This window comes from Massilia sp. DWR3-1-1, assembly GCF_049898325.1.
Taxonomy (GTDB): domain Bacteria; phylum Pseudomonadota; class Gammaproteobacteria; order Burkholderiales; family Burkholderiaceae_D; genus JAFCUW01.
This window is the reverse complement of the sequence record NZ_JAFCXL010000041.1, coordinates 1-12,209: the sequence shown is the minus strand read 5'-3', so window position 1 is coordinate 12,209 and position 12,209 is coordinate 1. Positions and strand designations below refer to the sequence as shown.

The 12,209-nt window shown below is 59.0% G+C and carries 8 protein-coding genes and 2 pseudogenes; 3 read left to right on the top strand and 7 right to left on the bottom strand.

The window, feature by feature from the left end; genetic code table 11:
- Positions 1-142: 142 nt before the first annotated feature.
- Together ACP7EY_RS23350 and ACP7EY_RS23345 are read right to left on the bottom strand one after the other, a co-directional pair.
- Positions 143-1,750 (bottom strand): PAS domain-containing sensor histidine kinase, encoded by a 1,608-nt coding sequence (locus ACP7EY_RS23350; protein ID WP_426197650.1) that lies wholly within the window; start codon positions 1,748-1,750, stop codon positions 143-145.
- A 255-nt stretch (positions 1,751-2,005) separates the two neighbouring features.
- A pseudogene (locus ACP7EY_RS23345) lies at positions 2,006-2,155 on the bottom strand (IS4 family transposase); the annotation flags it as partial.
- Positions 2,156-2,290: 135 nt separating this feature from the next.
- On the opposite strand from ACP7EY_RS23345, the gene ACP7EY_RS23340 reads away from it, so the two are divergent.
- Positions 2,291-4,636 (top strand): ATP-binding protein, encoded by a 2,346-nt coding sequence (locus ACP7EY_RS23340; RefSeq protein WP_426197649.1) that lies wholly within the window; start codon positions 2,291-2,293, stop codon positions 4,634-4,636.
- A 288-nt stretch (positions 4,637-4,924) separates the two neighbouring features.
- Here the strand turns inward: ACP7EY_RS23340 and ACP7EY_RS23335 are convergent, their stop codons facing one another.
- Positions 4,925-5,539 (bottom strand): recombinase family protein, encoded by a 615-nt coding sequence (locus ACP7EY_RS23335; RefSeq protein WP_426197648.1) that lies wholly within the window; start codon positions 5,537-5,539, stop codon positions 4,925-4,927.
- Positions 5,540-5,697: 158 nt separating this feature from the next.
- On the opposite strand from ACP7EY_RS23335, the gene ACP7EY_RS23330 reads away from it, so the two are divergent.
- Together ACP7EY_RS23330 and ACP7EY_RS23325 are read left to right on the top strand one after the other, a co-directional pair.
- Entirely contained in the window at positions 5,698-6,798 is a 1,101-nt protein-coding gene (locus tag ACP7EY_RS23330; RefSeq protein WP_426197647.1) for a DUF4158 domain-containing protein, read from the top strand.
- A gap of 132 nt (positions 6,799-6,930) precedes the next feature.
- A complete protein-coding gene (locus ACP7EY_RS23325) occupies positions 6,931-8,685 on the top strand; it encodes a transposase (RefSeq protein WP_426197651.1) in 1,755 nt (584 codons plus the stop codon).
- Positions 8,686-8,699: 14 nt separating this feature from the next.
- Here the strand turns inward: ACP7EY_RS23325 and ACP7EY_RS23320 are convergent, their stop codons facing one another.
- The 4 genes and pseudogenes from ACP7EY_RS23320 to ACP7EY_RS23305 all read right to left on the bottom strand — a co-directional run.
- Positions 8,700-8,951: a hypothetical protein gene (locus ACP7EY_RS23320; protein ID WP_426197646.1), complete on the bottom strand. Its 252-nt coding sequence runs from the start codon at positions 8,949-8,951 to the stop codon at positions 8,700-8,702.
- A 2-nt stretch (positions 8,952-8,953) separates the two neighbouring features.
- Positions 8,954-9,379, bottom strand: coding sequence for a phosphate ABC transporter substrate-binding protein (locus tag ACP7EY_RS23315; protein ID WP_426197645.1), 426 nt, complete (start codon positions 9,377-9,379; stop codon positions 8,954-8,956).
- A 13-nt stretch (positions 9,380-9,392) separates the two neighbouring features.
- A complete protein-coding gene (locus ACP7EY_RS23310) occupies positions 9,393-10,670 on the bottom strand; it encodes a hypothetical protein (RefSeq protein ID WP_426197644.1) in 1,278 nt (425 codons plus the stop codon).
- Positions 10,671-10,898: 228 nt separating this feature from the next.
- A pseudogene (locus tag ACP7EY_RS23305) lies at positions 10,899-12,107 on the bottom strand (Tn3 family transposase); the annotation flags it as partial.
- Positions 12,108-12,209: the final 102 nt, after the last annotated feature.

The following is a 12,209-nucleotide window of genomic DNA, read 5'->3' as shown; positions in this document are numbered from 1 at the left end:
GATCAGTGCGTCCGCACTGAACACGATGACTAGCTTCGGTATGCCGGTGTCGGTAAAAATCTAAAAACGGACCGAAACTGGGGACGTTTTTGCCTGGCGTCGATTAATTCAACAACGCCGTTCAAAAGCAAGCTAAGCTTGGCTAGTCCGAGTGCCGGGGAAGGATTACCGTGAACTTACTGCCAGCCATTAGCCCCGCGCTGGATGCTCTAACCTCACCACGGTGCAAGGTCACAATGCTTTTGACGAGCGCCAGTCCGATACCTAGCCCGCCTTGCGCTCGGTCAGGCGTTCGTCCAGCTTGCGTAAACATGTCAAAGATATGAGGCAGCAAGTCCGCGCCGATGCCGATACCATTGTCTTCCACGTCAATTAATATGTGATTTCCGTCATTGTGAACTGCAAGAGTGATGGTTCCGCCGTCTGGCGTGTATTTAGTTGCGTTGTTGACCAAATTGACGATCACTTGGACAAGCCGATTTCGATCGCCGATTAGAGATGGAAGAACAGGTGTATGACTGACGACCAGCGTATGCTTCTTGGACTGCAGCAATGGCCGAGCCTGCTCGACCGCGCTTTCGACAGTAGCAATCAGATCGACTACGCCCATCTTCAACTCTACAAGCCCCCTGGTAACACGTGAAACGTCCAAGAGGTCATCAACTAGTACACTCATGTGCTTTACCTGGCGGGCTATTACCTCAGCCGCCCTGAGTACCTTAGCATCGCAATTGCTAATCATTTTAAGCATTTCTGCAGCACTCGAGATCGGCGCAAGCGGATTTCTCAGTTCGTGGGCAAGCATTGCGAGGAATTCATCCTTGCGTTGGCTCGCGGCCTTAAGCTGGCTTTCACTTGCCTGTAGGGCTTTGAACGTATGGACAGATTCTGTAACGTCGCTACCTTCGACGAAAATTCCGAATACCGCGCCTGTCGCGTCACGCAATGGCTGGTACACAAGATCAATATAGCGTTGCCGCGATTGGCCATCAGCATCATAAAATGTGATCGGGGCAGCAGTCGAAGAGAACGCCTCGCCGCTTTGGAAAACATGGTCCAGAATCGCAATGAAGCCCTGCTCGACTGTTTCTGGAATCGCTACGGCGACTGCCTTTCCGAACACATCTCGATGGCCGACCAGGGATAGATATGATTGGTTCACCATGTCGTACACATGATCCGGCCCGCTTAGCAAGGCCATGAAGCCGGGTGCTTGGTCGAACATCATCCTCAGACGTTCTCTATCAAATGCCAAGGTTTCGTTGGCTCGGTAATTGTCGGTAGTCTCGACCACGATACCCAGCACGCCCAGCACGATGTCGTCCTTGTCCGTTATCGGAGAGAAGTCCAAATCGAGCCAAACCCGTTCTGCGTGTCCGTGACGATGCAGAGTCATCTCGCGCTGGCGGAACGAAAGGGATTCGCCACGCATCACGCGCTGCATTACTTCATCGCAAAAATCCGCGACTTCCGGCCAGCCATCGCGGATCGGGCGTCCAAGCAGTTTTGGATGGTAGCTGCCCGCGAATGCAATGTAGGCATCGTTATAAACGATAGTGCCTTCGTCTCCCCATAGGGTCACCATCGGAACGGGTGACGCGAGAACGAGCTTGACTGTCATCTGCATTACTACCGGCCAGTCGTCTTGCTTACCCACAGGCGTCTGTTTCCAGTGGTATTCCCTGATCGCCTCATGCATGACACTGCTTTGAGAAAGAGTAACAAATTTTTCTAGAGAGGAATAGTTCATCGGGGATGCATATTCCAATAGGTGAGCCATTATAAGGCGGGCTTTTCCTTCCATCGACTGGCGTCATAGCTGAAAAGGCAGATCCGCAAGATGTCTGCTCTTGGCCGATCTCAGCACATTGTACTCGACGGTTACGGCGTTGCGGCTGCCTCGGCAGCTACCGTCCCGAAGCCGACATCGGGAATGAATAAAAAAATAGATCTCAATAATACTCAGCCCCTACGTCCGCACGCCCGTGTTCATTGAAATATCAGGATCTTTCAGCCCCGGACGCACACCAGCCTTTCCGCGCTTTTCGCGGGCCCACATCCATGCGTCGAGCACGCCAAGCGGTTCGCGTTCGGGCGTGGCCGCATAGGTCCGATGCGGGTCCATGCCGCGCTGCGCTTCGTAGCTCAACGGTCCCTACCGCGACCCCGGCCAAAGGTAGGGGAATTTGGAGTGTGGCCAACCGGAGGGGGAAGCTGTCATACTGCAACGGCTGAACTCGACTCCGGACTCTCCGGCGCCACCGTCTTCCGCGCAACCGGGGGGGCGCCGATGTCGAATGCAAGCTGGATCCAGATGCCGCCGGAAGCGGGATTGACGCAGGTCGAAGCGCTGGCGGCCTTGCGCACCAGCGAGGAACGCTTTCACGCCTTCGTCACTTCTGGCACGAACGTGGTCTACCGCATGAACGCTGACTGGAGCGAGATGAGCCAGCTGGTCGGACACAATTTCATCGCCGACGCCCCCCAGCCAACGAACAACTGGCTGGCCGAATATATCTACCCCGAAGACCAGACGCGCTTGTTGGCGACGATCGCCGAGGCAATCCGCGCCCGGGGCGTGTTCGAGATGGAGCACCGGGTCCGTCGGCTGAATGGCAGCGTGGGCTGGGCTCGCTCGCGTGCGGTGCCGCTGCTCGATGCGCAAGGGGCCATCCGTGAATGGATCGGCAGTGCCGTCGACGTCACCGAACGCAGACAAAACGAGCAGAATTTGAACGAAGCGCAAGAACGCTACAGCGGCCTGCTTAACTCGATTAACGAAGGCTATTGCGTAATCGAGATGATTTTCGACGACAATGACACGGCGGTCGATTTCACTTATGTGGAAGTCAATCCTGCGTTCGAGAAGCTGACAGGGATGAGCGGTGTGCTGGGCCTGCGGGTGCGCGAGCTCATCCCCGATGTTGAACAACGTTGGCTTGACGCCTACGGGAGGGTCGCGTTGACCGGCGAGCCGGTACGGCGTATCGACGAAGTCAAGCCGATCAATCGCTGGTTCGAGGTTTGTTGCTTTCGACTGGGCGGACCGGAAAGCCGGAAAATCGCCATCCTGTTCAACAACATCACCGCGCAAGTGGAGACGGAAAATGCCCTGCACGCATCCGAGGTCCTCTACCGCGGCCTTTTCAATGCGATTGACGAGGGTTTTTGTATCATCGAGATGATCTTTGATGCGGCCAACCGGCCAGTGGACTATCTGATCCTGGAGGTCAACCCGGCGTTCGAGCAGCAGTGCGGCCTGCTCGATGCAACGGGCAAGCGGATACTGGAACTCCTGCCGGACCACGAGCCGTATTGGTTCGAGATGTACGGCAAGGTCGCGCTGACCGGGGAGCCGGTGCGGGTGCAGGTCGAGAGCAAGGCGCAGCAGCGGTGGTTCGAGACCCGGGCCTTTCGCATTGGCGGGGAGGGCAGCCTGAAGGTGGCGGTGATCTTCAACAACATCACCGAGCGTAAAAACGTTGAGCGCAAGCTGCAGGAGCAGGCGCATGCGCTCTCCGACCTGGACCGCCGCAAGGACGAATTCCTGGCAATGCTCAGCCACGAGCTGCGCAACCCGCTCGCGCCCATGACCAATGCCTTGCACATGCTGCGGCTGCAGCCCCAAAAAGACCCGGTGCAGCGGCAGGCACTCGGCATCATCGAGCGCCAGCTCGGGCAACTCAAGCACCTTGTGGGAGAGCTGCTGGAGATCTCGCGCATCACGACTGGCCGCGTGCAGCTGCGTTTGGAGCGCATCGCCCTGAGCGGCGTCCTGCACAGGGCGATCGAAACCGCTCAGCCGCTACTCGAGGAGCGCCGGCATGTTCTGGAGGTATCGGCGCCGCCTCACCCGGTCTGGCTACAGGCCGACCCGTCCCGGCTGGAGCAGGTCGTAGTGAACCTGCTCACCAACGCCGCGAAGTACACCGATCCGGGCGGGCGCATCTGGCTGTCGGTCGCCCAGGATGGCCAGGAGGCCGTGCTGCGGGTGCGGGACACGGGCATCGGTATTGCCGCCGAACTGCTGCCGCACATTTTCGACCTCTTCACGCAGGCCGATAAGTCACTGGACCGCTCGCAAGGCGGCCTGGGCATCGGCCTGTGCCTGGTGCAGCGCCTGGTCGAACTGCATGGCGGCAACGTATCCGTCACCAGCGTCCTGGGTCAGGGCAGCGAATTCGTCGTGCTGCTGCCCGTCACATCCCTCGATCTGAAGCCCCTGTTGCCGCCGCAAGCCGAAGTGGTCCGGCCTGCCGGCAAGTGCTGCCGCGTGCTGGTGGTGGACGACAACGTGGATGCGGCCCAGTCCATGGGGGCTTTGCTGGCCATGCATGGGCACGAGGTCCGGGTTGTCCACGATGGCGAAGCGGCGCTGGAGGCAGTCCAGAGCTTTCCGGCAGACGTGGTGCTGCTGGATATCGGCCTGCCGGGCCTCACAGGGCTGGAAGTGGCCCGACGCATCCGCCAGCTGCCTGCACTGAAGGATCTGGTGCTGGTGGCCTTGACCGGGTACGGGCAGGAGAGCGACCGTGAACGCACTCGCGAAGCTGGCTTCGACCATCATCTGGTCAAGCCGGCCGACTTCGACGCCGTCCTTAAGATCCTGGAGGCCATTCCTGCAATGACGGCCTGAGAGCGCACCGCGTGGTTGAACAAGGGCTTGTCTCGCGGCGGGGTCTCGTACCACCAGGCCTGCGCCCTCTGGATCTAGTGCTTGCTACCCTTCTTGCGGTACTCCCACAAATCAATGAGCGTCCCGCGCGCCTCTGACGGCGTCCATCTGGGGTATGCGTCCGGCGATTCGTCCTGATCTCCGGGTATTTGGCGAACTGATGATATTTCGTGAAGTTGCGTCATGATTCTTGGCAAGTTCTCAAACATAAGGTGAGCGGCTGCTATTGGCCGTTCTCTGCCGATCCAGCTACGTTTTAATCAAAATCTTCTGCCCTGCTTGCTTCAACGTGCCATCACCATTCACATATGCATAAAGGGTCGTGGTCGTGATGTCCAAACGGCGCGCTACTTCGACGGCATTGGCTTTGGGGTCCGCCATCGCCGCCATCGCCATCATCACGGCTGCCCGATCCATCTTACGCGGTCGCCCGCCTTGACGCCCACGCGCCCTTGCCGAAGCAAGGCCCGCATGCGTGCGCTCGGCAATCAATTCTCGCTCGAACTCGGCGAGCGCCGCAAAAATTCCAAAAAACAACCGCCCGTTCGCCGTTGTTGTGTCGATCTGTGCGCCAGCACCGGGCAATACTTTCAAGCCGATACTTCTGGAACGTAATTCATCCACCGTCGTTACCAAGTGCTTCAAGTCGCGACCAAGCCTATCTAGTTTCCATACCACCAGCGTATTGCCAGGCTGGAGTGCTTTGAGGCAAGCATTCAACCCGGGCCGGTCGTCCTTGCGGCCAGAGGCAAGGTCTTCGTAGATCCGGCTTGGATCGATGCCAGCGGCGATCAGTACATCGCGCTGAGGCGCAAGTGTCTGACTACCATCGTTTTTAGAAACGCGAACATACCCAACCAACATAGTGCACCCAAATGTACAAGAAAAGCCGAATTCAAGGGTACAATATTGCGTTGTTCTTCTCAATGGGTTTTCTTGTGGTTTTTCGGTCCAGTTGGGGCACTTTCATGATCGCAAGATAAACGGTCGTTTTTCTTGCACTACGTTTCCAACTTGCCAAATTGCAACCAAGCGACACCGCCTATCCACGCTTCAAAAGTCGCCTCTCTCCCGTCGAGCTGGAGCGCTTCTACACGCTGACCGACGCCGTGCGTATTTTTTGCGAGGGCGCGACCCGGTCGGATACGACTCGGCTGGGTTTTGCGTTGCTCCTCAAAACCTACCAGCGGCTCGGCTATTTCGTCACGTCCGTTCAGGTGCCGGGCGCGATTGTCGAGCATATCGGCGCGGTGATCGGCGCATCCTGCGAGTGCGACAATTTGCGCAGCTACGATGCATCGCAAGCCAGGCGCAAGCACTTGTCAGCGGTCCGTCAATTTCTGTCGGTCAAGGCGTTCAGCGAGCCAGGTAAGCTACTGCTGCAGCAAACGCTGGCCGACGCGGCACTGACCAAGGACGATGTGATCGATATCGTGAACATCGGCATCGAGACACTGGTGCGCCACAGTTATGAATTGCCAGCCTTCGACACGCTGGTGCGCGAGGCGCGCGCCCGGCGGACCTCGACGACGCAGGCGATGTATGCGCGCATCGAGGCAGCTCTGGGCGAGAGCGGGCGGGCATTTCTGGATGCGCTGTACGTGGTGGGCGACGACCCGCGCCATGTCAGCACCTGGAACGATATCAAGCAAGATGCGGCATTGCCGACCATCGACGGCATGCGCGACCTGGTGGCACGTTACGACCAATTGACCGGACTGTCATGCCATGCCGTGCTGCTCAAGCCGACTCCTCTCGTGAAGATCAAGCAGTGGGCGCTCGAAGGCAACAGCCTGGACGCGGCCAGCATGATGGACATGGCCGCACCCAAGGGCCATGCAGTAACGTTGGCCCTGATTCGGCAGCGTCTGGCGCGCGTGTCCGACGACCTGTGCGATATTTTTTGCAAACAGATGAAGCGAGTGGAGCATGCCGCCGACGAAGCGCTGGAAAAATACCTGGCCGACAATCAGGAAAAGACCGACGAGATTCTGCGGCGGTTCGCGGCGATGGAGACGCTGCTCAATTCCAACCAGCCGGATGTCGAACAATTGCAGGGCATCCGCAATACCGTCACGGCTCGCCCGGACTTGTGCGTGTTTTCCCGCCAGCATGCCGAGTAGGGCGGCAAAAACCAATGCCGATTTTTCTGGCATCTTTTCAAGCCTCGCCGCGCCGAGGTCATGCGCATTCTCAACAAACTGCCACTGGTTGCGACCAGTTAGGATGCCGGCGTCGAGCAAGCGTTGGCCTTCGTGCTGGCGAATCGGCATCGGCACCACGAATGGATAACGCTCACGGCTGCTGACAGCGCGCGCCTGACGCCGGCGAACCTTGCCTGGATTCCGGAAAAATGGTGGAAGCTCGTGACTGGCGAAGTCCAGCGCAACGTTGCCCCGACGCGCATCAACCGGCGCCAGTTCGAAGTCTGTTTCTGCGCGCAGATGGTACGGGAGCTGAAGTCTGGTGACGTTTGTGTGACCGGCAGCGATACGTATTCGGACCATCGGGATGAGCTGGTGCCAATGGAGGAGTGCGAGCGCACACGTGCCGACTATGGCGAAAAAGTCGGCATCCCGGTGAGCAGTACCGAGTTTGTCACCCACGTGCGTACGCTCCTGACGCAGGCCGCACAACAGGCCGACCAGGGTTACCTGGCGAATCCGCATTTCAATATCGTTGACGGACGCCCCAAGCTGGACCGATATCAAAAAAGGGCGCTGCCAACCGGATTTAAGGAACTTGATGATGCGCTACGGCGCAAGCTCGACCGACTTGAACTGTCGTTGCTTGATGTGCTTGCCGACACGATGCAATGGCTGGGCTGGGGGAAGCACTTCGGCCCCCTGAGCGGCCACCAAGGCAAACTGCATGACGAAGACCGGCTCAAAATCCTGACGGTGTTCGCTTACGGCACCGGCATAGGGCCAACCCAGATCTCAAAGAATATTGCCGACGTAAGCGCGCGGCAAGTGTCCTTCGTCAATCAGCGACAGGTCACGACCGAAAAGCTGGAGTCCGCAATCAGCATGGTGATCAATGGCTACAACCAATTTCAGCTGCCGCAGTATTGGGGTGACACCAAGCGGGCCGCCGCCGACGGCACGCAATGGAATCTGTACGAAAACAATTTGCTGTCGGAGAGGCATATTCGCTACGGCGGTTACGGCGGCATCGCCTACTATCACGTCAGCGATACCTACATTGCGCTGTTTTCTCACTTCATCCCCTGTGGCGTCTGGGAGGCCGTGTATATCCTCGACGGGCTCACCAAGAACACGTCTGACATCCAGCCCGAAATTTTGCATGGCGACACGCAAGCCCAAAGCGCGCCGGTCTACGGACTGGCATTTTTATTGGGCATCAAGCTGATGCCACGGATTCGCAACTGGAAAGACCTGAAATGGTTTCGCCCGGCCAGTGACACGACCTACGAACACATCGACGACCTGTTTTCCAAGGACGTGATTGACTGGGACCTGATCGCGTGCCACTTGCCGGACATGCTGCAAGTGGCACAATCGATTCAGGCAGGCCGCATTTCGCCGTCGACTATCCTGCGCAAGCTGGGCACCGCCAGCCGGAAAAACAAGCTGTACTTTGCCTTTTGCGAACTGGGCCGTGCCGTGCGCACGATGTTCCTTCTGGAATATATCGGCGACCTCGAGCTGCGTCAGACCATCCAGGCCGCCCAGAACAAGTGCGAAGGGTTCAACAACTTCGCCCAGTGGGCGTATTTCGGCTCCGACACCATAGAAGACAATGCACGCGAGAACCAGTTGAAAATCATCAAGTACAACCACCTGGTCGCCAACCTGCTGATTTTTCATAACTGCCACACGATGACGCAGGCATTCAAGGAGCTGGAAGCTGAAGGCATGCAGTTGACGCCCGAACTGCTCGCCGCGTTCAGTCCGTATCGAACGCATCACGCAAATCGTTTCGGGATGTACGAATTGCGTGATCGGAAGCTCGGGCCTATTGACTATGGTGCAACGTTCAAAGTCTAGCGGCATCGCCGATGTTACTCATTTACGAAGGAATCCTTACGGTCCCCCACCTGCGCCTCGTAGGTGTCGAGCAGTTCGCCCAGCGTTTCTTTGGTGGCGCGCACGGCAGATTCGCGGTCGCGCTCGACAAGGTGCAGCGTCGCCCCCCAGATCACGCTCAGCAATAACAGCGCGAACAACGGCAGCGACCATGGCGTGTCGGTCGTCAGACTGAGCACGCCGATCCTGCCGACACGTGCGCGCGACCGCTCGAGGGTGAACGCCATGCTCACTTGCCGACGGCGAGTACGACCTGCACGCTGTCGTCGAGCGCGGCGCTGTCAATGTAGCCGATGAAGCCCGGATTGGCCGCGACCAGTTTGCGCATCGCCACGCTGTTGCTGATTTCGCGCGGCGGTTGGCCGCGACCGGTAAACACCATCTTGGTCCAGTAGACGCGCACCAGCGCCGGCGTCTTGGCGGTGACCTTCTGGTAGAACAGGTCGCGCACGGACGAGCCGACGGGCAGGTCGAGCGGCGTCACGTCGGTGCCGTTCGGGAAGCGCGCGTCTTGCGCCAGGAAGATGTCGGCGACCTGGTTGGCGCGCAAATTCATGCTTGAACTCTTGGCCGAAACGATCACGAGCAGGTTGGCCGCAGCGGCGCCGGTGCAGAACAGGCCGGCCGCAATGAGACAACACAGTTGTTTGATCATCGGACGTTCCCGCTCAGTAGACGAAGTCGAGCATGGCACTGACCACGTAGATCGAATGGCCGGAGCGGAACGACGGTTGGACATTGATCAGCGTGCCGCTCGAACCGCCTTGCGGGTGCAGCCGGTCGAACTGCAGCTTGAGGCTGCGGTCGCGCATGACGTCCCAGCGCACGCCGGCCGTGGCGGTGCGCTGGGACGCGATGGTGCTCAGCAAGGCGTTGAGCTGACCGTTCAGGTAGGCCGCAGTCGGCGCAAATTGAGGCGGCAGGCCGGCCGTCGACAGGCCTGCGTCGCTGGTGGCCTGGTGCACGCGCGCGCGCGCGTACGTCACGTAGGGGGTGAGGTCGCCGAAGCGGTAGCCGCCGCTCAGGTAAACGACGGTCTTGTCGCCGATGTAGGAGCGCGTGTTCATGCGGCCGATCTCGCCCATCAAGAACCAGTTGCCCGGATCGCAATTGAAACCGATCGCGCCGATCGAGGTACGTTTGCTGTCGACGTCGTATTTGGCGGCGAGCGCGGCGCCAGCGGGCCCGAACTGGCGGTAGGCATCGAACAGGGGCTTGGCGATGTCGACCGTGAGCGTGGTCGTCATCGCGCTTGCGCGCACGGTCAGGAACCCCATCACGCTGGTGTTCGACAGGCCGATGAGCTGGCGCGCTCGCGCGCGCGACGTGGCCGTCGTGCGCAAGTCGGTACCGCCAAACGACACCTGGCTGATGTTCTTGACCTTGCCGGCGCTCCAGCTGTAGGTGGCGTCGATACCGTCGCTGTTCGACACCGGCAGCGTGGAATAGACTTCCACGGGCGGGCGCACCCACGGCAGTGCGTAGCTCGCCTTTCGGTAGTCGCCGATGAGGAAAATTGGGAGCGCGATGCGGCCGAGCCGCACGCTCAGTTCCGGCGAGTAGCGGTATTTGACGTTGGCCCACTCCACCGCCGGCGTGAAATCGTGGTCGAGATCGCGCTCGGAAACGACTTGCAGCACAGCCGACCATTGCGCGTCGAGCATCAGGTCGACCTGCGCGGCGAGGCGGCTGTCGACGTCGTAGGCGTAGGCGTGCGAGGCGCCGGCGCGGCCCGGATTGATGCCGTTGGCACTGAAGTCGGCCGCCGATTCGCTCGAATGGACGACGCCGAGGCTGCCATACGCGCCGAAGCGCCATGGCGGCGGCTTGGCACTGTCGTCGATCTGTTGGGCGCCGACGCACAGTGGCGTCAACGCGCACATCGCGAAGCCGCAGGCGACGAGGCGACGATGGAAGCGGCGCAGGAAAAGACGGGTCTTGAGCATGAGCGTGTCAGTGGTGATCGGTGCCGGAGCTAGCGCATAGCCAGCGATTATGCTGCTGGGCAACTAATTGTCAATTTATATACATATATTTAAAATATGCAACACATTTATCGTTAATTTGGCGTGGTTCAAACGAGGGTCACACGGCCGCGCGGATTTTTGCGCTTGAGCGATACTGTTGCCCCACTCCCAAGAAGGGGTTGTAAGCCGGAACCGCCGAAATTTCCGTCACCCCAGCTTCAACCCCGCGAGAAGCGCGTCCAGGTCGATCATCTTGCCGCCGCTCTGGAAGGTATAGTGCCCGTTGAGCAGGATGTGCCGCCACGCTGCGGGCGATATCTGGGTAATCAGCGCCACGGCGTTGGCGTCGCCGCTCTCTTCGTACATCGTCAGCAACCTCGACAGAATGGCCGAGTTGTAATAGATGATCGCATTGGCGATCAGTCTGGCGCACTGGTTGCTGATCTCGATTTCTATGTCGGTGCGCCCGGTCAATTCCTTCTTTCCACCGACCTGCGCGATGGTCGAGCGAAGCTGGTGGTAGGACTCGATGCGGTTCTGCGAGCGATGCACGTTCCGCTCCAGTTGCGGATTGCGCAGGTAGCGCAGCGTGTAGATGCTGCGCACCAGCTTGTCGAACTCGAAGATCGCCCGCCGTGTCGGATTCGGCGCTGTATAGGTGCATAGCTTGCGGATCAGCGTACCCTGGGTCATTTCCTTGAGGGCCAGCGTGGCGACGATCTGATCAATATTCGGCTTCTCGCTGACGATGAGCTGCCGGTCAATCTGGCCGACTGGGCGAATCAGGCACTTCTCATACAGCGCCGGATCGTCGGCGCAATACAATTCCTGAAGTTGGTCTTCGAGGTCGGTGAAACGCGGCTCGAAGCGCAGTCCGTACCAGTGCAGGATAGCGAAGTTGGCCTTGTTAACGCTGTGCATGTCGCCAGTGATCGCGGTCGGCACGATATTCGACGTATTGCGATACCAGATGTCGAACACGTGGTGGCCCTCGTAGTCATGCGCACCGATCAGGTAGCCGTTGAGCGGCACGTGGTTGCATAGCAGCGTGTAGGCGACCACGCCCTTGCCGCGCCCGAAGTATTTGCGCGAGTATCGTGCCTTTACGGTCGGCCTTTCGACACCGAACTTCTGGCCATCAACGGCACCATACAGCGTATTCAGGTCGAACGAGTAGTGAGGAAAGATCGGCAGCGCGGCGATGGCGTTGCTAATGCAGTCGTTGGCCGCGTTCAGCGACGCTTGCCGAAGGTACTGCTGGTAAGTTGATTCCAGCACATGGTAGGGAATGTCGCTGGTGCGCGCCATGACCTGGTTGCCGTGGTTCATCGCCTGCGCGATGATGACCGCCATCAGACTGTCGGCGTCGGCCACCTTTTTCGCATAGCGTGGTTGCAAAGGCGTTGTTGAATTAATCGACGCCAGGCAAAAACGTCCCCAGTTTCGGTCCGTTTTTAGATTTTTACCGACACCGGCATACCGAAGCTAGTCATCGTGTTCAGTGCGGACGCACTGATC